Raw genomic sequence first — 26,837 nt, 5'->3', positions numbered from 1 at the left:
ATGCGTGACGACGCTCCCGATGTTGAACCGCTCATCCAGCCGCTGACCCGGCCGCCGATGTATTTCGGGGTCGATATCATCGTGTTCGTGGTGAACGGGATTTTCGGGATCGTCGTCTTCATCGCGTCGTCGAATTTCCTGGCGCCGCTGATCGTCCTGCCCGTCCATTTTATCGCGCTGTACCTTTGCCAGCGGGACATCCACATCGTCCGCGTGGTCCAGGTGTTCCTGTCGATGCGGCGGGCGATCCGCAACAGGCGCTTCTGGAAAGCGGGGAGCTACGCCCCATGAACATCGTCAATCATGATCTCAAGTTCGGCCGCGAACGTGCCCGCGATCTCGGGATCGGCACGCACGTCCCCTATCTCCGCCATGTCGACGAGGAGACGATCGTCACCAAGTCCGGCCTCCTGCTACAGGTCATCCGGCTCTCCGGCCTGCCCTACCAAACCATGGACCAGGCGGAGATCAACGCCCGCCTCGCCAACCGTAACATGACGGTGCGCTCGCTCGGATCGTCACGCTTCGCGCTCTATGCCACCATCATCCGCCGGCAGATCAAGCCGGCAATCGACGGCGAATTCGACAATCCCTTCGCCGACGAGCTGAACGCCCGCTACATGGATGGGCTGCAGCACCGGACGATGTTCGTCAACGAACTATACCTGACCGTGATCCGCCGGCCGATGACCGGGCGCGCCGGCAAAGTCGACCGCATGTTCGACATCTTCCGCATGGCGGATAATGAGGTCGAAGCGCGCGGCGAGGCGCTGCGCGATCTGAAGGACATGGTCTCGGGCATTGTCGGTGATTTCCGCTCCTATCGCCCGGAAATCCTTTCCTGCGTCGGCCGCGACGGCGGCCTCTATTCCGAACCCGCCGAATTCTTTGCCAAGATCCTCGCCGCTGGCGACGAGCGGACGATGCCCCTGCCCCGCATGTCGCTGGCCGACTACGTCGGGACCGGTCGGATCATGTTCGGTCGCAAGGCGACGGAGATCTGGTCGGCGGACGGCGCGACCTCCAAGGTCGCCGCCATGGTGTCGATCAAGGAATACCCGCCGATGACGACGCCCGGCCAGCTCGATGGGCTGCTGCGCCTGCCCTACGAATTCATCGTCACCCATTCCTTCGCACCGGAGGACCGGACGACGGTCACGGAGGCGATCGCCACCATCAGCCGGCAGATCAGCAATTCCGACGACGGCGGCACAGCGGTCGAGGATGATATCGAGACGGCGCGGGACCGGCTGGCCTCGGGTGAAGTGGTCTTCGGCAAACATCACATGACCGTGGCCGTGCTTGAGCGCGACCTGTCGCGGCTCAATCGTGCCGTCGCCGACGTCACGGCCGAGCTGGCGCGCATGGGCGTCGTTGCTGTTCGCGAGGACCTCAATCAGGAGGCGGCCTGGTGGGCACAATTGCCGACCAATTTCGCCTATATCGCCCGGCAAGGGTTGATCTCGTCGGTCAACTTCGCCGGCCTGTTCTCCGCGCACAATTTTCCCTCTGGGCAAACGCACAGGGTTCATTGGGGGCTGCCGATCTCGCTTTTGGAAACCACCAGCCAGACCGCCTATTTCTTCAGCTTCCACGAGGCGGATGTCGGCAACTTCACTGTCATCGGCCCGACCGGCTCGGGCAAGACGGTTGCGCTGTCCTTCCTGCTCGCCCAAGGTATGCGTGTCGAACCACGTCCGCGCTGCGTCTTCATCGACAAGGATCGCGGCGGCGAGATTTTCGTGCGGGCCATGGGCGGTCGCTACGAGCGCCTGTCGCCGGGCGAGCCGACCGGCTTTGCGCCGCTGCAGCTTGAAGACACGCCCGCCAACCGCAGCTTTGGCAAGACCTTGGTCTCCTACCTCGTCACGCCGTCTGACCGAGTGCTGAATGCCGAGGAGATGGCAGTCATCTCCGACGCGGTCGACAGCATCTACACCGATTTCGAGCGGCCGCAGCGGCGTCTCGACATGCTCGCGGAAGCGCTGCGCGGACGCATGCGCTCCGGCATTGGCGATCTCGCCGACCGGCTGAAGGAATGGACCACAGGCGACAAAGGCTGGCTCTTCAACAACCCGATCGACAAGCTGGATTTCGCCGGTTCGGTGATCGGCTTCGACATGACGGAGATCCTCTCCGACAAGCGCACGCGCTCGGCGGCTCTCCTTTATATGTTCCACCGCATCCAGGAGATTCTCGACGGCCGCCCCTCGATGATCTTCCTCGACGAAGGCTGGCGCCTGCTCGATGACGACGTGTTCTCAGGCTTCATCAAGGACTGGCTCAAAACCATCCGCAAGATGAACGGCATCGTCGGCTTCGGCACGCAGTCGGCGGCCGACGTGGTGCGCTCCGACCTGCGCAACACGATCATCGAACAGACGATGACCAATATCTTCTTCCCGAATGCATCCGCCGACGAGGAGAGCTACCGCAAAGCGTTCGGCCTGTCCGAAAAGGAATTCCGCTTCGTGAAGCAGGCGGACAAGACGAGCCGCACCTTCCTCATCAAGCACGCCCAGGACTCGGTGATCGCACGGCTCGATCTGTCGGCGATGCCCGACCTCGTGAAGGTCTTGTCCGGGCGGCCGGAGACGGTGCGCGAGTGCCAGACGCTGCGCAAGAGCTATGGCGAAGAGCCTGCCGCCTGGCTCCCGCATTTTTGTGGCTGGACCATTCCGGAGGCGCCCGATGCGTAGAACGATCCTGCTCCTGCTTTCTGCCGCGCTCGTCACAGCTACGGTGCCTGTAGCATTCGCGGATATTCCCGTCATCGATGATGACGTCAAGGAAAAGCGCGCCGAGGATGAAGGGCATTCCAAGCAGGACACCGAGACGCAGACCGACCAGCTCGAAGAGCAGTCGGTGACGAACTGCAATATCTCCCAGAAGGAGAAGAACCGCCGCCTCTACCGCTCGCCGGCGCAGGCCGTAAAAGAGGACGCCAAGAACGTCGAGCTGATCAAGCATTACGCGGAAAAGTACAATGTGCCGGTCGGCCTCGCCTTGTCGGTGGCGCATGCGGAATCCGGCATCTCGACCTGCTCGGGCTCGCCGACCGGGGTGAAGGGCGTGATGCAGCTGACCAAGCGGACCGGCAAGGGCATGGGCTTCGACCGCGACATCAACGAGGAAAATATCGAGGGCGGCGTCAAATACCTCGGCATGGGCGTCAACAAGTGCGGCAGCACCGATTATGCCTGCCTTGCCTCCTGGTACAACGGCTCGACGGCGGCGGAGCAGAAGAATTGGGCCGGCAAGGTCGGCCGGAACCATGGCTGGTTTAATTCATTCGCCGGCGGCTCGAACATCGAGGACATCTCCTCGCCGTCCTATAAATCCTATGTTGAATATGGCTCCGGAGCGACGCGCAGCTCCAACAGCGCGGCGGCCGGGGCGGTCGACCGTGCGGTTTCGGGGATCGACGCGAGCACGGCGCGTGTCCAGGAAGCGGGCCGCCGCATCGATGCGCTGTCGGCTTCGGTCGGCGCGTCGGAAATCTACCAGGATGCCTGGGACGACAACACGCAGGCTCGCGCCGTCAATGCCGAGCTGCTCAACAACTTGATCACCGCCCGCAACCTGTTCAACGAACTGCTGCAGGCGCGCATGCAGATGAATCTGTCGAAAACGTCCGAGACGGCCAAGACCCTCAAATCCGACACCAAGGTCAATCCCTACAGCTGCGACCCGGTCATCCTCGAAGAGATGAAGGTGCCACGCGAGGACTGGCCGCGCTGCGCGGTGGTCGCGGCCGCCGACGCCGATACAGAAATTCTCTCGTCCGGCGGTACGGACCGCTCGATCGGCAACAATCTTCTATCCATCCAGAACGCCGCCAACGCGGCCGATTAAGGGGATTCCCATGAACAAGCTGCTTATCGTCTCCGCTGCGATTGCCATCTCGACGCCGGCGCTCGCCGACATTCCGGTGATCGACAACACCAATCTCGCGATCGCCAAGAAGAATGCTGAGAACACCGGCGAGATCATGAAGACCAACACCAACATCCTGGAAAAGACGAAGGAGATCCTCGGCGCGCTCTCCGGCAGCCGTGACGGCTCGATGGGCATTTCCTCGACCGGCCTCGGCGGCAATATGTCCGTCTCGGCCGCACCGTCCTTTTCCTCGATCATGAACGGCGGCACGCTGTCCTTCGGCGGCCTCGGCTCCGATGCCCAGAATATCGCTGCGACGCTGATCAACGGGCTGCAGCTGGTGAAGCAGGTCAAGGCGATCGTCGAGGGCGAGGATGCCGGCGCGATGAACAACGCCTTTTCCGGCGCCGTCAATACGGTGGCGCTGCTCTCGGCGCTGACGCAGCAGGCAACCAAGGGCGTGTCGCAGCGTGAGCAATCGCTTCAGTCGGCCACCGGCCAGATCGGCTCGGCCGAGGACGTCAAAGGTTCGGTCGACGCCAACACCCGCATGCAGCTGGAGACGGCGCGCACCATCAACGAACTGATCGGCGTCTCCAACGGCGCGGTCTCGGCGCTGAACACCGAGATGCAGATGCGGCTGACCCAGCAGTCGGAGACTGCCAAGATGCTGCAATACAAAGATGTCAACCCGTTCAAGTGAGGCCGTATGAGATTGCCCGTTGCCATCATGCTCTCCGGTCTGGCGGTGCTCGCCGGTTGCCAGACCAAGGGTGAGAAGAAAGCCCCCTGCCCGCCGATCTCGGGATATGTCGAGGCCGACGACCTGTGCGGTCCGGCCATGCCGGTCAATGACGTCTTCGCGCCCGTCCTGAAGGAATAGGCGGATGGCGGCGACCACGATCATTTCGGACATTTTTGCCAAGCTCGACGCCATCGGCGAGACGTTCATCAAGAACGCCTATGACGGCCTCGCAATGCAGGTGAATGTCCTGTTCGGGTCGATGCTCACCCTTTATGTCCTCTGGTGGGGTTACATGATCCTCGCCGGTCGCGACGGCTTCTCCGTGCCGGAAGCCGCCTGGCGCCTCGGCCGCGCGTTCTTCATCTATTATATGGCGACGAACTGGGGGGCATTCTCGGCCACGCTCTACAAGCTCGTCCAGGAAGTGCCTAACCTGATCTCCGACACGATCATCGAGTCGATCGCTGGTTCCGGTGGTGCGCTCGATGGCGGCACGGGTGACACGACGGGCGTCGTGAAGATCCTCGATGCGGTGTTTGAGACCGCAGGCAAGATTTACGAACAGGTTGCGACCGGCACCTTCGAATATGTCGGCGCTCTTATCGGTGCGATCGTCTTTGTCGTCGCCATGATCTTCATCGCCGTCGCGGCCGCCGCGATCCTCGCCGCCAAGCTGATGTTGTTCATCACCCTGGCGCTGGCGCCGGTGTTCATCATCCTCGCCCTCTATCGCTGGACCTTCCGCTTCACCGACGGCTGGCTGTTGCTGATGGTCAACCTGATGGTGACGCAGACCCTGATGATGGCGTTCCTCGCCTTCTTGTACCAGCTGATCGAACTGGCGATCGACACGGCCAACAATACCGCGACGGAAAGCAAGCTCTCCTATGTCGCGCCATTCGTGATCGTCTGCCTCCTCGGGATCGTCGTGTTCCGATTCATCCCGGCTTTCGCAAGCGCGATTACTGGTGGGACCGCGCCCGGCCAAGGGGACGTTCCCTTCCAAGGGGGGCGAGAATCGTTCCGCCGGGCTGGCTACCAATTTACCGGCCGGGCGCAGGTCTTGAGGGCCGGGCTCGGTCGTCGTCGAACGTCCGCCGATGTCCAGGCTGCGCGCGCAAGGGCTATACAGCGGGAAACAGAAAAGAACGGGCAACTTTAGGCTGGCCGCGGTTTGAATTGCGCGATAAACTATAATTTACAAAATGGAGGCTTGCATGCAGCACCCTTGGAATGATCCCCGTCGCTATCAAGCGGCCCTCCATCAGCAGGCCCAGATCAACGAGGAAGCAGCTGACCACGCTCGCGCCGAGTCCAGCAAAGGCAGCGGTTTCGGCTTCCTGGTGTTTATGGCTGTGGTCATCTTCGTCAAACCGATCGCCGAGTATTTCATCGAACTTTACGACACGCTGGCCGGTTATGCGCACAACATGGGCGCATTCTTCGGTCTCTGAGCGAGGAGGTTTCTGATGAAGGGAAAAACCTCGATTGCGCTTGTGATCGGTCTTCTCCTGCCCAGTACGGCGTTCTCGCAATCGCAAAGCTCGATCCTGCCAGTTTTGACCGGCTCCTATGCCCCTGCCGAAGGTGGTTGCGGAGCTGCAGTTGCAGCATTCATCTATATCGAGGACAAGGGCATCGGCGCGAACAAGACCGCCGGCAAGGTTCTGTCGGTCAAGCAGGATGACGGTTCCTATGTGCTCGATGTGCTATGGATCGAGGCTGGTTCCGACGAAGCTGACGGTGACCGTGACACTGTCCGGATAGAAGTGAAGGATGATCGGTCCTTCTTTTTCTCCAACACAGCCTCCAAGAAAACACTGATGAAGTGGTGCAGCTAGTCTCCTGACGGCTGCACAATGGAGCTGATCGACGTCAACAATCCATGCCATCCAATGCTCGTTGCACGGTGACTTAGCCGGCAGAGGCGAGCGCTTGGCCTATAGAGTAAACTATAATTTATCCCGCCCAGGCGGCGGCAATGGATATGTGAAATGCACAACGCAGAGCCGACAACGAATACGCCCGAAACTCCGCCAATCGACCTTTCCGCCTATTGGAAAGCCGGCGCCACCTGGGAGGCGGAGCTGTATCGCAAGGAGCGCCGCTCGCGGAAGATCGCCTGGACCATCGCGACCGTCGCCGGCATCTCCACCTTGCTCAGCTTGTCCGCTCTCAATCTCCTCGTCCCGTTGAAGCAGTTCGAGCCCGTGGTGGTGATCGCCGACAAGACGACCGGCTTCGTCGAGGTTGCCCGATCCCTGGACGAGAGCATGCTTTCCGAAAACGATGCGATCAAGACGGCGAACATCGTGCGTTATATCCGGGCGCGCGAAACCTATGACCCACGGGCGCTGAAGGACAATTACGATCTCGCCCAGCTCTATTCGACCGGCCAGGCTTCAGCTGACCTCCGACACGAGTTCGAGCCGTCGAATCCGCAATCGAAAGACAAGGCGCTCGGCCGCAACACCCGCATCGCCGTCACCATAAAATCCGTCTCGTTCCTCAACGCCTCCACAGCAACCGTGCGCTTTTCAACAGAAACCCGGCGCGACAATACCCTTCGACGTGAACATTGGGTCTCGGTCGTGCGCTTCCGCTATACGACGGCGCCGCTCAAAAACGAATATCGCTTCGACAATCCGCTCGGCTTCCAGGTCGTCGAATACAGGCGCGACCAGGAATCGCTGCCTGAAGTCCTGCCGGCAGACAAGGCAGGGCGCTGATGCGGAAAGAAATCCTTGCTCTCGCAGCGCTCGCGCTGCTCGCCACAGCGATCACATCCACGGCAGCCGATCCCCGCATCCGGTATATCACCTTCAACAACAATTCCGTGGTGACCGTACCTGCCGGTCTCGGCGTCTCGACCATGATCCAGCTCGGCAGCTCCGAGGTGATCGAGACGATCTCCGCGGGCGACACGGCAAGCTGGTCGATCGTCCCGAAGAAGGGCTCCGGCATCCTGTTCGTAAAGCCGCTGCGCGAAAACGCCGAGACCAACGTCAACATCGTCACCAATCAGCGCGTCTATGCTCTGCTTCTGAAGGGCTCGGCCGCGGCCGACCTGCGCGCCGCATTCCAGGTGCGGTTCAATTATCCGGACGAGGACGTCAACGCCCGGCTGCTGGCCGCTGCGCAGGAGAGCGCCAAGGATCCGCTTCTCAAGGATCTCGATCCAAACCGCCTGAACTACGATTACGTGTTCAAGGGCGACACCAGCCTGAAGCCGCGGGTCGCTTTCGACGATGGCACGCATATGTATCTGGAGTTTCCAGACGAAATCCCGGCCATCTTCGTCGTCGAGGGCAAGCGCCAGGAATCGCTCGTCAACCTGCGCACCCAGGGCAAATACGTCGTCGTCGACAAGATCGCGGCGCAGTTCACTTTGCGCGCCGGCGACAAATGGCTTTGCCTCTACAACCGGCAGGCCAATCGCCAGTCCTTCGATCTCATCGAAGACGCCTATGGGCCGAAGCGCCTCGGCAGCAAGGAGGAGCGCCAGCGATGAGCAAGATCGACTTCGACCATCTCGACGGGCAAAGCAGCGTCGCCAGCGACCGCAACGGCCGTCTCGGCAAGTTCGCGCTCCCCGTCCTGCTTGTCGTCGGCGCCGGTGTCCTCGCCTATGTCAACTGGCCGAGTGGTCCGCAGACCTCCAACCTGACCGAAGGCACCGGCGAGACCTTCGAAACCTCCAACACCAGCATCCGCGATTTCCCCGACGAGCCGGCAAAACAGGCGGCCGATCCGAACCTGGTGCAAATCCCGGTCGAGGAGAAGAAGCCGGCGGATTCCGCAACGGTCGACGTCACCGTCAATCAGGGCGACGATCTGGAAAAGCTGCGCCAGATTGAGGAAGAACGTCGTCGTGCCGAAGAGGAGCGGCTTCGCGCGGAAGAGGCACGCCGGCGTGCCGAAGAGGATGCGAGGCTTGCCGCGCTGGAGGCGAAGCGCCGGGAGGAAGAGGAGAAGGCGCGCTGGGAACGGCTGCGCTCGGAACAGATCATCGTCGACGGCTCCGGTCGCGAAAGCTTGGCGGCCAGCGACCAGTCGGTAACGATCGCCGAGGACGGCCAGCTCGTCGCCGTCCCCGGCGCTGAGAGCGACGCCAACAAGGCGTTCCTCGCCCAGTCGGAAAAGCAGACCGCCGGTATCGTCAAGGCAACACGCTTCGACCGGACCGACGCGCTCGTCGCCCAGGGCACGATGATTCGAGGATTCCTGGAGACGGCGATCAACACGGACCTGCCAGGGATGGTGCGCGCCGTCGTGCGCGAGGACGTCCGTTCGCTCGACGGCGCTCGCATCCTCATTCCGAAAGGCTCGCGCCTGATCGGGGAATATAAGTCCGGCCTGGCGCGCGGGCAGAAGCGCATCTTCGTCGTCTGGTCGCGTGTCATTCGTTCCGACGGCCTCTCCGCCGAGATCGCCTCGCCCGGCGCCGACCGGCTCGGCCGGGCCGGGCTGACCGGCGAGATCGACACGCATTTCTGGGAGCGTTTTGGCTCCGCGATCATATTGTCGGTGATCGGCGGCGCGGCGGAGTATGTCTCGGCACTCGGCGACACGGCGTCGGAAAGCGCCCGCTCGATCTCGACCGTCGATCCGATCACTGGCGCGGTCACGACGATCACCACCCAGCCGAGCCGCACGTCGGCCGAAGCCCGCTCGATTGCCGCCGAAAAGTCGTCGGCCATCCTCCAGGACATCGCCAACGAAGCATTCAAGGAAAGCTCGAAGATCCCGCCGACCATCTATGTCGCCCAGGGCGAGTCGATCATTGTCTATCTGCGGCGCGATCTCGATTTCTCGGCGTTTTACGCTGACCCGGTCCGGCAGGAGATGATGCGGCTGAAGCGTGGCGGGCAAATCCGACGGAATGTCGATCCGACGCCCTATTATCCGGTGGCCCCGGTTTACAAATGAAGCAGTACCCGTTTCTCGACAAAGCGCTTGAGCGGCTGAAGCCGTTTCTCTCTGACGAGCGCGTTTCGGAAATCTCGGTCAACCGCCCCGGCGAACTGTTCATCGAACGGCTCGGCGTAGGCGGCATGGAGCAGGTGGTCGATGCGCAGTTTTCCGCCGAATGGATACGGACGCTGAGCGAGCGCGTCGCCGGCTCCACCAACCAGGTCGTCAACGACGAACACCCCATTCTGTCGGCATCGCTCCCGACCGGCGAGCGTTTCCAGTGCGTGTTGCCGCCGGCCGCACCCGACGGCGGCGCGATCTCGATCCGCAAGCAGGTGATCCACGATATCGGCCTGGACGTCTATAAAGATCGCGGCGCGTTCGAGGACACCAAGGTCGGTCGCCAGCTGACGCTTTCGGCCGCCGAGGAAGAGCTTGCCGCCATGATGCAGGGCGATGTCGACGCGATGCTGTTTCTGCGGACGGCCGTGCGCTCACGGGTTTCGATCGCCGTTTCCGGCGGCACATCGACCGGCAAGACCACCTTCCTCAATGCGCTCCTGAAGGAAGTGCCGGAGGAGGAGCGCATCGTCACCATCGAGGACACCCGCGAGCTAAAGCCGGTCACGCCGAACACGGTCGCGCTACTTGCCTCGAAGGGCGATCAAGGCCGTGCCAAGGTGACGCCGCAGGAGCTGCTGGAAGCCTCGCTGCGGATGCGACCGGATCGGTTGATGCTGGGCGAGCTGCGCGGCGCCGAAGCGTTCTCGTTCCTGCAGGCAATCAATACCGGCCATCCCGGCTCGTTGACGACGGTCCATGCCAACTCGGCGCGCTCGGCCTACGACCGCTTGGCGCTGATGGTCATGCAGAGCGGCGTCGCGCTCGAAAAGCAGGAGATCATCGACTACCTGAAGGAGGTCATTCCTGTCGTCGTCCAGCTGACGCGCCTTCCGGACGGTCGCCGCGTCGTCTCGGAAATCGTCTTTACCAAGGGGGACACGCTATGAACCCAGCGATGCTGCTGTTCGGGATGGTCATTGCCGCGGCCATCGCAGTATTCGTTGCCTCGCTTGCCTATGCCGGCCTCTATTATGCATTCGACAATTCGACATGGATGTTCCAGGCGCTGCAGGACGATATGCTGGCGTCCTATCGGGCGGCGCGGCTCGATCTCGCCGCCGGCGACTGGCATCGGCCGGCAATAGCGGCCGTGGCCGGTCTGTTCGCCGGCAGCGCCATGCTTGTCGCCGCGATGACCGGCAAGAAGAAATCGACCGACGCCCGCTTCCTTGGACCGATGGAAGCCCGCGCCCTCGGTCTGACGCGCACTGGCGGCGTGTTCGTCGGCCGGATCGGCGGCAGCTTGATCAGGGTTCCGGGCGGCTTCACCCAGCGCGGCTCTGGCCGGCGGCGGTTTTTGAAGCCGATGCTGTTCGGCGGCAAGAAGCTCTGGATCGATGGGGATGATGTCGGCGGCTTCGTCATCGGCCCGCCCCGGTCAGGCAAGGGCGCCTCACTGATCGTGCCGAATTGCCTGCTGTGGCCCGATAGCATCGTCGTGCTCGATATGCGTGGCGAGACCTATGAGGCGACGGCCGGCTTCCGCTCGAAATTCTCCCGCGTTCTGCGCTTCTCGCCGGCCGACGAAAACGGCGATACCGAATGCTATAATCCGCTCGATTTTGTCGCGATCGATCCCGATCAGCGCGATATCGACATCAACTCTATCGCGACGGCATTGCTGCCGACGCCAAAGGGGGATGCCTACTGGATCTCCGACGCCCGTGCGTTGTTCGCCGGCGTCACCTCCTGGGTGCTGGAAAACCCTGATATCGTCGACAAGGACAAGAATCTTGGCACGGTCCTCAATGTCGTCGAAGGTGGCGATCAGCCGCTTCGAGACTGGCTGGAGGAGGTCGCCAATCCCGAGCTTCGCGCCGCCTGGATCAGCTCCTTCACCTACACCACCCTCGCCCGCTTCGCCGTCATGGCCAGCAAGCAGTTCGACGGGGTGTATGGTTCACTCGCCGCGGCCGTCCGGCCATTCAAGAATAACCGCATCCTACGCGCGACGGCGCGGTCGACATTCGACATTCGGGCGATGCGACGCGAGAATTTGAGCCTCTATCTCGATTTCCGCATCCAGCAGATCGCCTCGATCGGCCCTATCTTCAATGTGCTGATGGTCCAGTTCATGGACTATATGTCGCGCAACATGATGAAGAGGGGCGAGCGCCGGGTGCTGGTCCTGCTCGATGAATTTCAGAACCTCGGCAAGCTGGAAAATGCGCTCACCGTCGCCACCGTCCTCGGCGGTTATGGCATTCCATGTTGGTTCTTCGTGCAGTCGCTACGATCGATCGACAACGTCTACACCCGCGAGGGCAGACAGACGCTGGTGAATTCCGCCCGCGCTCAGATCTTCCTCGGCGCGCAAGACCCGGAGGATCAGCGGTACGTGTCCCAGCTGCTCGGCGAGCGGAAGGAAGTTACGATCGACAAGGCGGTCTCGACAGGCGTGACTCTGTTCGATCGCAAGGGTGCGACTATGTCGCACAAGACCACGATGCGGCCTCTCATGCGGCCTGATGAGCTGGGCTCAATGAACGAAACGCGCTGCATCATTAAGCTACGCAATCAGCAGCCGATCTTCGGGATTCGGAACTTCTACTATGCCGACAACGAACTGCTAAAACGCGCCTGGTTGCAGATGCGCGCGCCGAAATGTCAGCCCATTGCCAATAATGCAACCAGCTTCACGATCCTGAACCCGGAAAATATTGGACTCTCGGATAGCCCACCTCCCGCTGACACAAGACCGGGAGGGAAGTTTGCTGCGAAATGCTCGGCCGCCATGATGCCGTCGCGTATATTTGATCCCAAACAGATTCACCAACTGCCAAACACTTCGCATACGTCACCGCACGGCGACGAGCATATCGGTCAAAGTTCAGCGGGAAATGCTCCGGACTTCAAGGCAGCGATGGAAAAGAGCGCGCAACGAAAAGCTGTAGCAGATAAATCGCTCGAAAAGATATTGACGATGTTCGAGAGCACGCCCGCGAGAAAACGGGAGGTGAAGAAGGTCCAGGAGCAAATCGTGTCGGTGTTTTCCGACGAATAGTTCCAGTTTCAGGGTGATGGCTGGCCTCTAAGTGGCCACCTGCGCTCAGAATGTTATTCCCAACGACTCGTGCATGAAAGCAGCTTCTTCTGAGGAGACCAGAGCGGCGATCTCTTCCGGCTTGCCGTTTCCAACTATCGGATGTAGCTGCCACCATTGACGTCGAGCGTGGCGCCGTTCAGCGAGTCCTGTGAGTAGCGTAGCACGAAAGCGACAAGTTCAGCGATTTCCGCCGGCTCAGCCATGTCGCCAATAGGTATTTCCCCCATTGCTGCGAGCTTATCATGTGCGGCGATGAAATCCTCAGCCATGTCGGTGCGGACCAGGCCCGGTGCGATTGACACCGCCGTTACGCCCTCACGACCGAAACTACGTGCGATTGCTTTTGTGAGATTGATCAACGCCGCCTTCGTCGCTCCATAGGGCATGGCGTCGGAAGCACAGCCGCGTTGGCCGGCACGGCTCGCAATGTTCACAATTCGCCCGCCGCCCTCCGTTCTAAAATGCCGGATTGCCTCTCGGGAAAGATCGGTGGCTGCGAAGAAATTGACCTGAAACTCATTCTGCCAGGCTACCTTCCAGTCCTCTGTCGAACTTTCGATCGAAATCTCCGTGCAGATACCTGCGTTGTTGACGAGACCATGAATGCGGCCGGCGAATGCAACTGCTTTGCGCCACAATTCGAATGGTCCTTCGACGTCGGAAAGATCGGCTTGCGCAATCAGCCCGTTGCCTCCTATACGGGCCAACAAAGCCTGTGCTGTCGTCTCGTCTTTGCTGTAGTGAATGATCGGTCGTGCGCCTTCCAAGATCAGGCGTTCCACGATAGCTCTCCCGATACCGCCTGTGGCGCCGGTGACTAAAATGGTTTGTCCCTGCAACGGTTTGTCCATTTGCATTCCCTTCATAAGACGGCGTCAAACCCGCAGCTTGGCCTTTTCAGAAAGGCGACACGCCCTTACTCCGCTAGAATCGAAATCAACCGACCCTCTTCAAGCCAACGCGGGTAGCAGTTGGTCAATACTCTTCTTGGCGTCGCCGTAGAACATGCGGGTGTTGTCCTTGAAAAACAGCGGGTTCTCGATGCCGGAATAGCCGGTGCCCTGGCCGCGCTTGGACACGAACACCTGCTTGGCCTTCCACACTTCGAGCACCGGCATGCCCGAGATCGGCGAGTTCGGATCGTCCTGCGCGGCCGGGTTGACAATGTCGTTGGAGCCGATGACGATGACGACGTCCGTGTCCGGGAAGTCCTCGTTGATCTCGTCCATTTCCAGAACGATGTCGTAGGGGACCTTGGCTTCGGCCAGCAGCACGTTCATGTGGCCCGGCAGGCGGCCGGCGACGGGGTGGATGGCGAAGCGCACGTTCTTGCCCGCGGCCCGCAGCTTGCGCGTCAATTCCGACACAGACTGTTGCGCCTGCGCCACCGCCATGCCATAGCCCGGCACGATAATGACACTGTCGGCATCGTTGAGGGCTGCGGCAACGCCGTCGGCATCGATGGCGATCTGTTCGCCGGTGATTTCCATCTGCGGGCCGGTGGTCGCGCCGAAGCCGCCAAGGATGACCGAGACGAAGGAGCGGTTCATCGCCTTGCACATGATATAGGAGAGGATCGCACCCGAGGAGCCGACCAGCGCGCCGGTGACGATCAGGAGATCGTTGCCGAGCGTGAAGCCGATGGCCGCGGCCGCCCAGCCCGAATAGCTGTTCAGCATCGAGACGACGACCGGCATGTCGGCGCCACCGATGCCCATGATCAGGTGATAGCCGATGAAGAAGGCGGCCAGCGTCATCAGCACCAGCGTCCAGACGCCCGCGCCGTTGACGTAGAGCAGCAGCAGCAGGATCGACAGGGCTGCGGCACCGGCATTCAGGAGATGCCCGCCGGGCAGCTTCTTCGCCTTGCCATCGACCTTACCGGCCAGCTTGCCGAAGGCGATGACCGAACCGGTGAAGGTGACCGCGCCGATGAAGACGCCGAGGAAGACCTCGACCTTCATGATCGCCAGTTCCACCGGTTCCTTGTGGGCGAGCAGCTTGGCAAAGCCGGTCAGCGTCGCACGCGCAGCCTCGTCGAGGCCGGCGACATTTGCCGCCTCGAGATGGGCGTTGAAGCCGATGAACACGGCGGCTAGGCCGACGAAGCTATGCAGCGCCGCGACAAGCTGCGGCATCTCGGTCATCTGCACGCGCGAGGCGACGAAATGGCCGAGCACTGCACCGCCGGCGATCATCAGGAGCACGATGAACCAGTTGCCGACATCAGGCCCGAAGACCGTGGCGACGACCGCAAGCGCCATGCCGGTGATGCCGTACCAGACGGCGCGCTTGGCGCTTTCCTGGCCGGACAGACCACCGAGGGAAAGGATGAAGAGAACAGCTGCCGCGATGTAAGCGGCCGAAACAATACCGATCGTCATGATGAAACTCCCCCGATCACGACTTCTGGAACATGGCGAGCATGCGCCGGGTGACGAGGAAACCGCCGGCGATATTGATCGTGGCGATCAGGACGGAAAGCGCGGACAACACCACCACCAGCCAGCTGGTCGAGCCGATCTGTAGAAGGGCGCCGAGAATGACGATGCCCGAGATGGCGTTGGTGACGGCCATCAGCGGCGTGTGCAGCGAGTGCGAGACATTCCAGATGACCTGGAAGCCGACGAAGCAGGCGAGCACGAAGACGACGAAGTGGCTCATGAAGGCCGACGGCGCATAGGCCCCGACGATCAGCAACAGCAGTGTCGCGACAGCGAGCAGCGTCAGCTGGCTCTTGGTTTGCGCCTTGAACGCGGCCGTCTCGGCGGCGCGCTTTTCCTCCGGCGTCGGCTCCTTCACCTTTTCCTTCGGCTTCTGGGCGGCGATCGCCGCGATCTTCGGCGGTGGCGGCGGATAGGTGATCGCGCTTTCGAAGGCGACGGTCGATCCACGGATAACGTCGTCTTCCATGTTGTGGACGATTTTGCCGTCCTTGCCCGGCGTCAGGTCGGCCAGCATGTGGCGGATGTTGGTGGCGTAAAGCGCCGACGACTGGGCGGCCATGCGGCTCGGGAAATCCGTATAGCCGATGACGGTGACGCCGTTGTCGGATACCACCTTCTGGTCGGCGACGGTCAGATCGCAGTTGCCGCCGCGTTCGGCGGCGAGATCGACGACGACCGAGCCCGGCTTCATCGCGGCGACCATGTCGGCCAGCCAGAGTTTCGGCGCATCGCGGCCGGGGATCAGCGCCGTGGTGATGACGATGTCGATCTCGGGTGCAAGTTCGCGGAACTTCGCCAGCTGCTTCTCGCGGAATTCCGGCGACGACGGGGCTGCATAACCGCCGGTCGCCGCGCCATCCTGCTGGCCGCCGTCAAAATCGAGATAGACGAATTCCGCGCCCATCGACTCGATCTGTTCGGCGACCTCGGGGCGCACGTCGAAGGCATAGGTGCGGGCACCGAGCGAGACGGCGACGCCGGCTGCGGCAAGACCCGCGACGCCTGCGCCAATCACCAGCACCTTGGCCGGCGGCACCTTGCCGGCGGCCGTCACCTGGCCGGTGAAGAAGCGGCCGAAATTATTGCCGGCCTCGATGACAGCGCGGTAGCCGGCGATGTTGGCCATCGACGACAGCGCATCCATCTTCTGGGCGCGCGAAATGCGCGGCACCATGTCCATGGCAATCACGTTGGCGCCCTTGGCGCGAGCCTGTTCCAGCAGTTCGCCGTTCTGGCCGGGATAGAAGAACGAGATCAGCGTCTGGCCGGGAACGAGATGTGCGATCTCGGAAGGCTCGGGCGGACGAACCTTGGTGACGATATCCGAGACCGCAAAAAGTGCGTTCGCATCATCGACCACCGTCACGCCGGCGGCGCGATAGGCGTCATCCGATATGCCGGCCTTCGCGCCAGCGCCAGTTTCGATCAGGCAGTCATGCCCGAGCTTCCGCAACGCCTGTGCTGACTCAGGCGTCATCGCAACGCGAAACTCGTTGTCCGCTCGCTCTTTCAATGCTCCGACATTCATATGATTCCCCGTCAGAAAACTTTTGCGTGGCGCGTCGGGCCGGCTATGGCGCCAGAAACCGAAAGCGCTCAGCCGACGAGCTTCGCTTCGGTGGCGGCGCGGAAGTCCGCCTCGCTGACACCATCGGCCAGTTCGACGATCTTGAGTCCGCCGGGCACCACGTCCAAGACACCGAGGTTAGTGATGATGCGGTTGACCACGTGCTTGCCGGTCAGGGGCAAGGTGCACGCCGTCAGCACCTTTGACTCGCCCGCCTTGTTCGTATGGTCCATGACGACCAGCACGCGATCCACGCCTGCGACAAGATCCATTGCCCCTCCCATGCCCTTAACGAGCTTGCTCGGGATCATCCAGTTCGCGAGATCGCCGTCCTCGGACACCTCCATGGCGCCGAGAATGGCCATGGCGACCTTGCCACCGCGGATCATCGCGAAGCTGGTAGCACTGTCGAAGTAGGCCGTTTGCGGCAGTTCGGTTATCGTCTGTTTGCCGGCGTTGATGAGGTCGGGATCTTCCTCACCATCGTAGGGGAACGGCCCCATGCCCAGCATCCCGTTCTCGGATTGAAGCGTTACTTCGATCCCGTCGGGAATGTAGTTCGACACCAGTGTCGGGATGCCGATACCAAGGTTTACATACCAGCCGTCTTGCAATTCCTGCGCGGCCCGTGCGGCCATCTGATTCCGGTCCCAGCTCATTTATTCTGCTCCATTTTCTGATGTGGGTGATCAACACCTCATGACGCAGCCGTGCCGAATGGACGGCCGCGAGCCTTTGCAACTTGCTTGGGGAGAAATCGGTTCTTCACCGCGTTCAAGATGATCGCCGCTCTCTCCTTGTCTCAGGCAGCTTTGCGAACCGTGCGCTGCTCGATGCGCTTTTCGTGGTCCCCCTGGATGATGCGGTGCACATAGATTCCTGGCAGGTGAATGCTGTCAGGGTCGAGACTGCCTAGCGGCACAATCTCCTCGACCTCGGCCACGCAGACCTTGCCGCAGGTCGCCGCCGGCGGGTTGAAATTGCGTGCGGTCTTGCGGAAGATCAGATTTCCCGACGTGTCGGCCTTCCAGGCTTTTATGATCGACAAATCTGCGACAAGCCCAGTTTCGAGGATGTACTCGTCGCCGTTGAAGACCTTCACGTCTTTCCCGACGGCAATGACCGTGCCGACCCCTGTACGGGTATAGAATCCGCCGATCCCAGCGCCTCCCGCGCGCATTCGCTCCGCCAGCGTTCCCTGCGGATTGAATTCGATTTCCAGTTCTCCTGACAGATACTGGCGCATGAATTCCGCGTTCTCGCCGACATAGGAGGAGATCATCTTGCGGATCTGCCGGGTTTCCAGCAGTTGGCCGAGGCCGAAACCATCAACTCCGGCATTGTTTGAGGCCACTGTCAGGTTCCGGGTCCCCGCATCGCGGATCGCGGCGATCAGCAGCTCGGGAATTCCGCACAGTCCAAAGCCACCTGCTGCGATCACCATTCCGTCAAAAAGCAGGTTATCGAGCGCTGCGGATGCACTCGCATATATCTTATTCATGTCGTCCTCCGGTTTCGTTGCTGCCTGTCGCGCCGATGGCCAGGACCGGTCGGCGGCTCAGTATCAGGTTGGGCAGGATCAGAACGCGGTGCGATCCGCGCCCTTCAGGCCGAGGATTTCGCGCGCCTCTTCGGGGGTGGCGACCTCGCAGCCCAGGTCTTCGACGATCCGGCGGATCTTGCTGACCTGTTCGGCATTCGACTGGGCCAGCTTGCCGCGGGAAATGAAAAGGCTGTCCTCTAGCCCGACACGGACATTGCCGCCCATCTGGCTGGCGGTGGTGGCAAGGCTCATCTGCGCGCCGCCGGCCCCCAGCACCGACCAGCGATAATCGTCGCCGAACAGCCGGTCGGCGGTGCGCTTCATGAAGATCAGGTTGTCAACCTCCGGGCCGATACCGCCCAGGATGCCGAAGATGAACTGGATGAAGATCGGCGCCTTGAACAGTCCGATATCCATGCAGAAGCGCAGATTGTAGAGGTGGCCGACATCGTAGCATTCGTGCTCGAACTTGATATCGTGCGCCGAAAGCTGCGTGGCCGCATTCTGTATGTCCGCGAAGGTGTTGCGGAAAATATAGGCGTCGGAGTTGGTGATATAGTCCTTCTCCCAGTCGAACTTCCAGGTGTCGTAGCGTTTGGCCAGTGGATGGAAGCTGAAGTTCATCGAGCCCATATTCATGGAGCACATTTCCGGCGAGAAGCGCAAAGCGGGGGCGATACGCTCGTCGATGGTGTTGTTCAGGCTGCCGCCGGTCGAAATGTTGATGACGGCGTCGGTAGATTGCTTGATGCGCGGCAAGAAGGCGGCGAAGGCCTCGGGATCGATCGTCACGCCGCCGTCATGCGGACGGCGAGCATGCAGATGCAGGATCGACGCACCGGCTTCGGCGGCGGCGACGGCCTGCGCGGCGATGTCGTCTGCCGTATAGGGCAGCGCGTCCGACATGGTGGGCGTGTGGATCGCGCCGGTCACGGCACAGGTGATGACGGTCTTGGGGCGTTTGGCCATGGCAGGTCTCACTTCTTGGGTTGAATGTTCAGCACGCGGCGCGACAGCGGGAAGAGTTCGGCTCCGGTTCGCGACCGGATCAGGCCCCAAAGCCCGCGCGGTGCTTTCAGCATCACGAGGATCGCGACGAGGCCGAGCGCGATCAGGTAGATCGTGCCGAGGTCGGCCATGGTCTCGCGTAGCGCGAAGAAGACCAGGGTGCCGATGATCGGGCCTTCGATTGTGCCGATCCCGCCGATGACGACGATGAAGATGACGAAGGCCGTCCAGTCGTTGACGGAAAAGGCCGCCTCGGGGGAGATGCGTAGCTTCTGCAGGAAGATCAGCGCGCCCACTAATGTCGTCAGCCCGGCGACGGCGACATAGACCACGAATTTCGTGCGCCAGATATCGACGCCCAGACTGCGCGAGGCCAGCTCGTTGTCGCGGATCGCGGTGAGGGCAAGGCCGTGGCGGGAGCGCAGGATGAGAAAGGCTGCGCCGATCACCGCGGCCATCACGCCGAGCGCCAGCCAGTAGGCGAGAGCTTCGCGCATGTCGCGCCCTTCCGCCAAGGATTTTACGATAGTTGCGGGCAGCGAGGCGCCCGATCCGCCGCCGAGGGCGGAGATCTGTGCGGCGCTCAGCCGGAACACCTCGGCGATGACCCAGGTGCCGATGGCGAAATAAGCGCCGCGCAGACGGAAGATCAGCGCGGCGACCGGCATCGCGATCACCGCGCCCGCGACGGCGGCGAGCGGCAGCGCGAGAAGGATCGGAAGACCGGCCAGCATGGCCAGCGCGAACAGGAGGTAGCCGCCAAGGCCGACATAGGCCTGCTGTCCGACCGAGACGAGGCCGGCATAGCCCGCCAGCAGGTTCCACAGCGAGGCGAGCGCCATATAGAGGAAGATTTCCCCCATCAGGCGCATCTCGGCCCGGCCCGCCCACCAGGGCGCGAAGGCGAGAGCGATCAGGATCAGCGCGGCAAGGATCATGGCTGCCTGCGCGGTGGTCGAGGTGCGGGTCACGCGCATCGGCTTAGCCCTCCATTTTCGGGAAAAGGCCGCGCGGGCGCAGCGCGAGAACGACAAGGAACACGATATGTCCGGCGAGGATCTGGAAACCGGGATTGATCTGGCCGCCGAGGGCCTGCGCCACGCCGAGGATCACGCCTCCGGCGAGCGTGCCCCAGAGATTACCGAGCCCGCCGATGATGACGGCCTCGAAGCCGAAAATCAGGCGGCTGCCGCCGATGGCCGGATCAAACGACGTGCGGATGCCGAGGAACACGCCCGCCACGGCCGTCACTGCCAGCGACATCGCCATGGCAAGGCCGAAGACATGCGCCCGGTTCAGACCCATCAGTTGCGCGACGTCCTGCCGGTCCGAGGTGGCCCGGAAGGCACGGCCGAGCGCGGTGCGGTAGAACATCCATTGCAATGCGCCGATGATGACGATGGCGGTGGCGAAGACGATGAGCGGCAGCACCCCAACCGTCAGCCCGCCAATCGACAGGCTCGCCGTTTCCAGCGCGCCGGCCTGCAGTTTCTGCGGGTCGGCGGTATAGGTCATCAGCAGCGTATTCTGCAAAATCACGGACAGGCCGAAAGTGACCAGAAGCGGCGGCAGGATATCCTCGCCCATCGTCCGGTTCAGGATGCCGCGCTGCAGGACATAGCCGAACCCCGCCATGGCCGGCACCACGACGATCAACGCCAGGAGGGGCGAAAGGCCCAGCAGCGTCATGGCCGTCAGCGCCAGATAGGCTGCCAGCACGATCAGATCGCCATGGGCGATATTGACCAGCCGCATCACCCCGAAGATCAGGCTCAGCCCGGCTGCGAACAAGGCGTAAAGCCCACCCAGCAAGGTTCCCTGCACCACCGCGTTCAGCCAATCCATCCGTCACACCCCGAAATAGGCGCGGGCGATGGCCTCGCGCGTGACCTGCGACGAGGCGCCTTCGAGCGACACCCGGCCCTCCTGCAGGCAGTAAAGGCGGCTCGTCACCGACAGCGCCTTGGCGATATCCTGTTCGACGATGACCGCCGCCATGCCCTGCGCGACGATGCCGGGCAGCGCCTCGTAGATCTGCTTGATGATCACGGGGGCCAGACCGAGCGAAATCTCGTCCATCAGGATCAGTTCGGGGTTCGCCATCAGCGCCCGGCCGATGGCGACCATCTGCTGCTGCCCGCCGGAGAGTGACGTGGACTGCTGGTTGCGCCGTTCCTGCAGGATCGGGAACAGCCGATAGACTGCCGCAAGATTCCACGGGCCTTTCCGTCCGGTCTGTCCGCCGATCACAAGGTTTTCCTCGACGCTGAGCGACGGGAACAGAAGCCGTCCTTCGGGAACCAGTGCGATGCCCAGCGCCGCGACCTGATCGGCCCGTAGCGCGCCAATCGGCTGGTCCTTCCAGCGAATCTGCCGCGGCGCATTGCGGATCAACCCGGCGATGGACCGCATCAGGGTGGTCTTGCCCGCCCCGTTCGCTCCGATGATCGCCAGGACCTCGCCCTCGGCAACACGGGCGTTCACCGCGCGCAAAGCCTGGAAATCGCCGTAGCAGGCATCGAGGTTTTCGACTGTCAGCAGATCAGGCATCGGCTTCGATCCCCAGATAGATTTCCCGGACTTCACGGCTGGCCATGATGATCTCCGGCTCGCCCTCGGCGATCTTGCGGCCGAAATCGATCACCATCAGCCGATCGACCACCGCGAGCAGGGCATGCACGACATGTTCGATCCAGACGATCGAGACGCCCGTCGAGCGGATGTCCCTGATGGTCTGCACCAGGGCGTGGCATTCGTTTTCCGTCAGCCCGCCGGCGATCTCGTCCAGAAGCAGCAGCTTTGGTTTCGCGCACAGCGCGCGCGTCAGTTCCAGACGCTTGCGCTCCAGGAGCGGCAAGCCACCGGCCATGGTATTGGCGCGGTGCAGCAGGCCGGTGCGGTCCAGCATGTCGAGCGCCGTCTCCTCGGCCTGGGCTGCGCCAAGGCCCGCGCCCTGCATTGCGCCGACAAGGCAATTCTCGAACACCGTCATCGCGCCGAAGGGCTGCGGCACCTGAAAGCTGCGGGCGATCCCTGCGCGGCAGCGGCGGGCGGCGGGCCAGAGCGTCACATCCTGTCCTGCGAAACGGACCGTGCCCCGGTCCGCCATGACCGCGCCGGTGATGAGATTGAACATCGAGGTCTTGCCGGCCCCGTTCGGCCCGATCACGCCGAGCGCCTCGCCCTCCGCCAGGCTCCAGCTCTGGTCGTCGGCTACCGTCACGGCGCCATAGGCCTTCGTCACGCCATCGAGGCTAAGGATGCTGGCCATCGCGGCCTCCGTTCTGCGGTTCAAAACGCCGTGTCGCCCGTCACTTGCCGGTAAAGCACCGGCAGGATGTCGGACAGGTAGCCCATCTCCTCGGTGGCGTGCTGATGGAGCCGGCGCGCGAGCTCCTCCGTCGCCAGATCATGCCGCAGGCTTTCCGCGGCGGCGGCGCTGATGTCCGGTGCCCCGTCGCGGGACTCGACGAAGCCGAGGAAGAAGCGGGACCGCATCTCGCAGCCCCACGGCGTGTTCCGGACGAAATGCACCATCCGGCCGAGGTTCAACGGCTTTTCCAGGGAGCCGATGCGGGCGGAAACGGCGATGCCGTCGAACTGGTCGAATTCCGGGCTGCCGAGGAATTCCCCGGGCGGCTGGAACTGGATTTTCAGCTTGAACACCGGACCGTCTGCGCCGCCCAGGTACTCGTGCACCAGGTGGCTGGCGCCGACATAGACGCCGTTCTCGCGGCCTTCCCAATCGCTGAACAGGTGATCCGTGGGGTGCCAAAGCTTGTATTGCTCGGTCCCGCCCAGCCAGCCGAACCACCAGTGAACCATCTTGGCGCGGCAGTTCGGCATGCGGGTCAGGGCGGCTACGGTTCGGAAGCCGTCGGGATAGGCCATCGTGCCGGATTCGAACGGGAGATAGCCCGGCAACAACAGATCGGAGACATTTTCAAAGCGCATGTCGTGAAACCTCAAAGCGTCGGCAGCGGCTCGACGGGCCGGGTGACTGGGATATCCACCGATGTGGGATTGGCTGCGATTTCCAGCGTGAATCCGTCCTGGGACTGCCACCACTGCCCGCCGAGGATCACGGATTTGGCGACATTGGCGATCGGCGAAGCGCCGAAGTTTGCCCGGCCCATCGTGGTTTCCACGTCCAGCTTGCGGATGGCGGCAACGATGCTTGCCCCGTCGGTCGGATCACTCGCGCCGCGCAGGGCAGCCAGCCCGATGTCGATGAGGCCGTGTTTCAGGCCCAGCGTCTGGATCCAGGGCTTGCCGGTTTCCGCCGTCCAGGCCTTGGCGATATCGCGTGCGCTTTCGCCGGTCGCGGCCGAGACAAAGGGAAGATCGGGGTGCCAAGCCAGTTCGGTGGTCAGGCCGCTGGCGGCAGCGCCGATTCCTTGCAGTATATTGGGCAGCAACAGCGACTTGCCGATGGTGGCGACCTTGGGGCGCAGGCGCTGCTGAGCGGCCTGTGTCCAGAAGGTCGTGAAATCGGGCGGGATCATCGAACCCATCACGATATCGACGCCCGCATTTCGAAAGGCTGCGATCTGGGTGCTGAAATCGTTCGACATCGGCTGATAGCGACCGGGATCGATCACCTCATAGCCTGCGGCGGCAAGGGCCGGCGGAAAGCCGAATTTCGGATCGCCCCAGGCATTTCCGTCGGCATCGTTGGGCAGGAGGAGGCCGACCTTGCGGTTGTTCGGAACGGTTTCCCAGAGCTTCAGATAGGCCGCGATCACGTCCTCCAGGCCGAAGCCGAAGAGGAAGGTGCTCTGGAACCCGGTATCGGGCGTACTTCCCCGGCCCATGACAAAGGGCTGCCAGGGGCAGGAGGTCGACAGGCTGGGTGTTCCGTTGATCTCCGCCTGATCAGCGACCGGCAGCACCGTATCCGGTCCCCCGGCCGCCAGCAGCAGCACCACCTCGTTTTCAAGGATCAGCTGCGAAGCAACCTCGGCCGCGCGGTTCGAGTTCGACTGGCTGTCCTTGACGATGATCTCGACCGGCCGTCCGCCCGCACCCTTGGACAGCGCAGCCTCGAAACGTTTGAGAACAAAGGCGTCCGGTTCGGCAAAAAACGCGAGGGGACCAGTGCTTGGGGTCACAAGCCCCACCCGCAGGGCATCGCCCGCGGCTTCCGCGCGGCCGGCGCGGAGGATCATGGGTGCAGCCAGAAGCGCCCCGGAGGCCACAAGCAGGTTTCGGCGTGATATCATGGACTTCATCTCGTTCTCCCAGTGATGTTCACGCCGCCTGTCTCTGCACGGAGCACCAGCGGACGGCCCTGCGCGCGATACGCGACGGCTGAGCCTGTCTTGTCAGAGCAGTGTCAGTTCACCGCCCAGCGGAATCTCCGGCGCATGGGCGTTGGCGACGATCTTCAGATTCAGCGCGCCACCGTCCTTTGCCCACTGGCCGGCGACGAGAGGCGTCTTCGTGACGTTCTTCACAGGCCCGACCGCCCAGTTCACGGGGCCGACGATGGTTTTCAGATTGGTTGCCGCGATGGCCGCCACGATGGCCGCCGGATCGTCCAGATCGTCGGCCCGAGCCACTACATCGGCCACCACCTCGAAAAGCGCATGCTTGAACCCGATGGGCTGGGTCCAGGGCCGGCCCGAAGCCGCCGTGTAGCCGCTTGCCAGATCGGCCGAGGAAACGCCGGTCAGCGACGAAGCGAAGGGATGGCTGGGCGACCACCAGACTTCCGACGAGAGGCCGATACCCCGGTCGCCCAGACCCGCGATGACGCTGGGGAAGAGAAGGGCCTTGCCGATGGTGACGATGCGCGGCTTGAAACCCTGCTGCGCGGCCTGCGACCAGAAGGTGCCGAAATCCGGCGCGATCATGTTGCCGGTGACGATCTGGCATCCGGCCTGCTTGAAGGCGTTGATCTGCGCGCTGAAATCGTCGCTCAGCGGCTGGTAACGGCCGGGGTCGGTCAGGGTGTAGCCTGCGGCGGCCAGCGGCTTGGGCAGGCCGCGTTCCGCATCGCCCCACGCATTGCCGTCGGCATCGTTGGGGAACAGGCCGCCCACCGTTTTCGCCACATCCGCCTTGCTCCACAGGTCGAGGAAGGCGCCGATCACGTCCTCCAGCCCCCAGAAGAAATGGTAGGTGCTTTCGAAGCCGCTCTCCGGCTTGCCGCCGCGGCCGAAGAAATAGGGCTGCCAGGGGCAATCCGTGGTGATGCAGGGCGTGCCGTTGATCTCGGCCTGGTCCGAAACCGGGTTCACCGTATCCGGCGTCGAGGCCGCGACGATGATGTCGACCTCGTCCCTGAGGATGAGTTCGCTCGCCACTTCGGCGGCGCGGTTTGGGTTCGACTGGCTGTCCTTCGAGATGATCTCGATGTGCCAGCCCTTGCCGTTGTTCTCGATCCCCGCCGCGAATTTCTCGGCGACGGCCTTCAGGATATAGTCGTCTGCTTCCGCGAAGCCGGCCAGCGGGCCGGTGCGCGGGCTGACATGGCCCACCTTCAGCGTCGGCATCTGCGCATAGGCGCGCGTGGCCCGCAGGATCGCGGGGGCCGCCAGCAGGGCAGAAGCCCCGGCCAGGAAACGGCGGCGGTTCATCAGCGATGTCATTCCATCCTCCCAGTAAAATGTGGGGCGTCTGCCGCCCGCGTCCGTTCAGTCTTCGAGTATTCCCTCCAGCGCGCGCAGATGGCGCACGACCTTTTCACGCACCGCCTTCGCCTCCTCCGGCGTCCAGCGGCGAAACCCTTCGCCCGACTTCATCCCCAGCCGCTCTGCGGCCACGAGTTCTCGCAGGAGAGGGGACGGCCCCGGCCGATGCTCCAGATCGGCAAGAACGGTGTCATGGATGTCCAATGTCAGGTCGGTGCCGACCAGATCGGCGTTCTCCAGCGGCCCAAGCACCGCGAGGCGGCGGCCGAAGCTGGCCTTGATGACGGTATCCACTGCCTCGGCGTCGCAGATGCCGCGCTCCACAAGGGAGATTGCCTCCCGCCAGAGCGCATGCTGTAGCCGATTGCCGATGAAGCCCGGCACGTCTTTCTCCACCCTGACAGGCGTTTTCCCGGCGTCGGCGAGCAGCGCCATCATCCTGGACATCGCCGTCTCGGAGGTGTCGGCCGTGCGGATCACCTCGACCAGCGGGATCAGATGCGGCGGGTTCCACCAATGAGTGCCCAGGGCGCGGCTCTTGTCCTTCAGCCCTTTCATGATCTCGGTAATCGGCATGACCGACGTGTTCGAGGCGAGGATCGCTCCGACCGGGGCATGCGCCTCGATCTCGGCGAACAGCGCCTGCTTGAGCGCGATCTTCTCAGGCGCCGCCTCGAAGACGAACGCCGCCTTCGCGACGGCCGCGGGAACGGTCTCGACGATCTCGATCCTTTCCAGAATGCCGGTTATGCCGGCATCGTCCTCGCCCATGAGACGCAGGCTTTCGGCGATCCGCCCGGAAAGCGAGGCGCGCGCCTCGGCCATTGGGTCGGTGATTGCCACATGCTGGCCGGCGCGCGCCAAAGTCAGCGCGATGCCGTGCCCCATCAATCCCGCGCCGATCACTGCCGTCTGTATGTTCTTGCGCAC

General features: G+C 62.7%; 27 protein-coding genes. 13 read left to right on the top strand and 14 right to left on the bottom strand.

Annotation, left to right across the window (positions count from 1 at the left end):
- The 13 genes from K0P03_RS33925 to K0P03_RS33865 all read left to right on the top strand — a co-directional run bounded on the left by K0P03_RS33925 (nt 1) and on the right by K0P03_RS33865 (nt 12,665).
- Nucleotides 1-291, top strand: coding sequence for a type IV secretion system protein VirB3 (locus K0P03_RS33925; RefSeq protein ID WP_272792077.1), 291 nt, complete (start codon nt 1-3; stop codon nt 289-291).
- Nucleotides 288-2,699, top strand: coding sequence for a VirB4 family type IV secretion/conjugal transfer ATPase (locus K0P03_RS33920; protein ID WP_272792076.1), 2,412 nt, complete (start codon nt 288-290; stop codon nt 2,697-2,699). The genes K0P03_RS33925 and K0P03_RS33920 overlap by 4 nt, the downstream gene beginning before the upstream one ends.
- The gene (locus tag K0P03_RS33915) at nt 2,692-3,855 is read left to right on the top strand and encodes a transglycosylase SLT domain-containing protein (protein ID WP_272792075.1); all 1,164 of its coding nucleotides are present in this window, start codon (nt 2,692-2,694) and stop codon (nt 3,853-3,855) included. Before K0P03_RS33920 ends, K0P03_RS33915 begins: the two co-directional genes overlap by 8 nt.
- 10 nt (nt 3,856-3,865) lie before the next feature.
- Nucleotides 3,866-4,582, top strand: a complete 717-nt coding sequence (locus K0P03_RS33910; RefSeq protein ID WP_272792074.1) for a type IV secretion system protein — start codon at nt 3,866-3,868, stop codon at nt 4,580-4,582.
- Between the two features lie 6 nt (nt 4,583-4,588).
- Nucleotides 4,589-4,762 carry a hypothetical protein gene (locus tag K0P03_RS33905; RefSeq protein ID WP_272792073.1) on the top strand — a complete coding sequence of 58 codons (174 nt, stop codon included), beginning with the start codon at nt 4,589-4,591 and terminating at the stop codon, nt 4,760-4,762.
- 4 nt (nt 4,763-4,766) lie between these two features.
- Nucleotides 4,767-5,786, top strand: coding sequence for a type IV secretion system protein (locus K0P03_RS33900; RefSeq protein WP_272792072.1), 1,020 nt, complete (start codon nt 4,767-4,769; stop codon nt 5,784-5,786).
- 55 nt (nt 5,787-5,841) lie between these two features.
- Nucleotides 5,842-6,078, top strand: a complete 237-nt coding sequence (locus K0P03_RS33895) for a hypothetical protein (protein ID WP_272792071.1) — start codon at nt 5,842-5,844, stop codon at nt 6,076-6,078.
- Nucleotides 6,079-6,093: 15 nt separating this feature from the next.
- Nucleotides 6,094-6,465, top strand: a complete 372-nt coding sequence (locus K0P03_RS33890) for a hypothetical protein (protein WP_272792070.1) — start codon at nt 6,094-6,096, stop codon at nt 6,463-6,465.
- A gap of 153 nt (nt 6,466-6,618) precedes the next feature.
- Entirely contained in the window at nt 6,619-7,353 is a 735-nt protein-coding gene (locus tag K0P03_RS33885) for a virB8 family protein (RefSeq protein ID WP_272792069.1), read from the top strand.
- The gene (locus K0P03_RS33880; RefSeq protein ID WP_272792068.1) at nt 7,353-8,135 is read left to right on the top strand and encodes a TrbG/VirB9 family P-type conjugative transfer protein; all 783 of its coding nucleotides are present in this window, start codon (nt 7,353-7,355) and stop codon (nt 8,133-8,135) included. Before K0P03_RS33885 ends, K0P03_RS33880 begins: the two co-directional genes overlap by 1 nt.
- Nucleotides 8,132-9,553, top strand: a complete 1,422-nt coding sequence (gene virB10, locus K0P03_RS33875) for a type IV secretion system protein VirB10 (protein ID WP_272792067.1) — start codon at nt 8,132-8,134, stop codon at nt 9,551-9,553. The genes K0P03_RS33880 and virB10 overlap by 4 nt, the downstream gene beginning before the upstream one ends.
- Nucleotides 9,550-10,548, top strand: coding sequence for a P-type DNA transfer ATPase VirB11 (virB11, locus tag K0P03_RS33870; RefSeq protein ID WP_272792066.1), 999 nt, complete (start codon nt 9,550-9,552; stop codon nt 10,546-10,548). The genes virB10 and virB11 overlap by 4 nt, the downstream gene beginning before the upstream one ends.
- Nucleotides 10,545-12,665: a type IV secretory system conjugative DNA transfer family protein gene (locus K0P03_RS33865; RefSeq protein ID WP_272792065.1), complete on the top strand. Its 2,121-nt coding sequence runs from the start codon at nt 10,545-10,547 to the stop codon at nt 12,663-12,665. Before virB11 ends, K0P03_RS33865 begins: the two co-directional genes overlap by 4 nt.
- Nucleotides 12,666-12,799: 134 nt before the next feature.
- On the opposite strand, the gene K0P03_RS33860 is transcribed toward K0P03_RS33865, so the two are convergent.
- From K0P03_RS33860 to K0P03_RS33795, 14 genes are all read right to left on the bottom strand, one after another.
- Nucleotides 12,800-13,558: an SDR family NAD(P)-dependent oxidoreductase gene (locus K0P03_RS33860; RefSeq protein ID WP_443020641.1), complete on the bottom strand. Its 759-nt coding sequence runs from the start codon at nt 13,556-13,558 to the stop codon at nt 12,800-12,802.
- A gap of 99 nt (nt 13,559-13,657) precedes the next feature.
- Nucleotides 13,658-15,091 (bottom strand): NAD(P)(+) transhydrogenase (Re/Si-specific) subunit beta, encoded by a 1,434-nt coding sequence (locus K0P03_RS33855; RefSeq protein ID WP_272792063.1) that lies wholly within the window; start codon nt 15,089-15,091, stop codon nt 13,658-13,660.
- A 16-nt stretch (nt 15,092-15,107) separates the two neighbouring features.
- Nucleotides 15,108-16,682 carry a Re/Si-specific NAD(P)(+) transhydrogenase subunit alpha gene (locus K0P03_RS33850; protein ID WP_272792062.1) on the bottom strand — a complete coding sequence of 525 codons (1,575 nt, stop codon included), beginning with the start codon at nt 16,680-16,682 and terminating at the stop codon, nt 15,108-15,110.
- Nucleotides 16,683-16,750: 68 nt separating this feature from the next.
- Nucleotides 16,751-17,380: a CoA transferase subunit B gene (locus K0P03_RS33845; RefSeq protein WP_272792061.1), complete on the bottom strand. Its 630-nt coding sequence runs from the start codon at nt 17,378-17,380 to the stop codon at nt 16,751-16,753.
- Nucleotides 17,381-17,523: 143 nt separating this feature from the next.
- On the bottom strand, nt 17,524-18,222 hold the full coding sequence (locus K0P03_RS33840; protein WP_272792060.1) for a CoA transferase subunit A: 699 nt from the start codon (nt 18,220-18,222) through the stop codon (nt 17,524-17,526).
- A gap of 78 nt (nt 18,223-18,300) precedes the next feature.
- Nucleotides 18,301-19,233: a 3-keto-5-aminohexanoate cleavage protein gene (locus K0P03_RS33835; RefSeq protein WP_272792059.1), complete on the bottom strand. Its 933-nt coding sequence runs from the start codon at nt 19,231-19,233 to the stop codon at nt 18,301-18,303.
- 8 nt (nt 19,234-19,241) lie between these two features.
- Nucleotides 19,242-20,249 carry a branched-chain amino acid ABC transporter permease gene (locus K0P03_RS33830; RefSeq protein ID WP_272792058.1) on the bottom strand — a complete coding sequence of 336 codons (1,008 nt, stop codon included), beginning with the start codon at nt 20,247-20,249 and terminating at the stop codon, nt 19,242-19,244.
- A gap of 4 nt (nt 20,250-20,253) precedes the next feature.
- Nucleotides 20,254-21,117: a branched-chain amino acid ABC transporter permease gene (locus K0P03_RS33825; protein WP_272792057.1), complete on the bottom strand. Its 864-nt coding sequence runs from the start codon at nt 21,115-21,117 to the stop codon at nt 20,254-20,256.
- A gap of 3 nt (nt 21,118-21,120) precedes the next feature.
- A complete protein-coding gene (locus K0P03_RS33820; protein WP_272792056.1) occupies nt 21,121-21,822 on the bottom strand; it encodes an ABC transporter ATP-binding protein in 702 nt (233 codons plus the stop codon).
- Nucleotides 21,815-22,543, bottom strand: coding sequence for an ABC transporter ATP-binding protein (locus K0P03_RS33815; protein WP_272792055.1), 729 nt, complete (start codon nt 22,541-22,543; stop codon nt 21,815-21,817). The genes K0P03_RS33820 and K0P03_RS33815 overlap by 8 nt, the downstream gene beginning before the upstream one ends.
- A gap of 20 nt (nt 22,544-22,563) precedes the next feature.
- Entirely contained in the window at nt 22,564-23,226 is a 663-nt protein-coding gene (locus K0P03_RS33810; protein WP_272792054.1) for a DAPG hydrolase family protein, read from the bottom strand.
- 11 nt (nt 23,227-23,237) lie between these two features.
- Entirely contained in the window at nt 23,238-24,503 is a 1,266-nt protein-coding gene (locus tag K0P03_RS33805; RefSeq protein WP_272792053.1) for an ABC transporter substrate-binding protein, read from the bottom strand.
- A gap of 93 nt (nt 24,504-24,596) precedes the next feature.
- Nucleotides 24,597-25,856: an ABC transporter substrate-binding protein gene (locus K0P03_RS33800; protein ID WP_443020643.1), complete on the bottom strand. Its 1,260-nt coding sequence runs from the start codon at nt 25,854-25,856 to the stop codon at nt 24,597-24,599.
- Nucleotides 25,857-25,910: 54 nt separating this feature from the next.
- A complete protein-coding gene (locus K0P03_RS33795) occupies nt 25,911-26,837 on the bottom strand; it encodes a 3-hydroxyacyl-CoA dehydrogenase family protein (RefSeq protein WP_272792051.1) in 927 nt (308 codons plus the stop codon).

Origin of the sequence: Shinella sp. HY16, assembly GCF_028534175.1 — a bacterium.
Lineage (GTDB): Bacteria > Pseudomonadota > Alphaproteobacteria > Rhizobiales > Rhizobiaceae > Shinella.
Note: the sequence above shows the minus strand (reverse complement) of the source record. Positions and strands in the feature narration are given on the sequence as shown.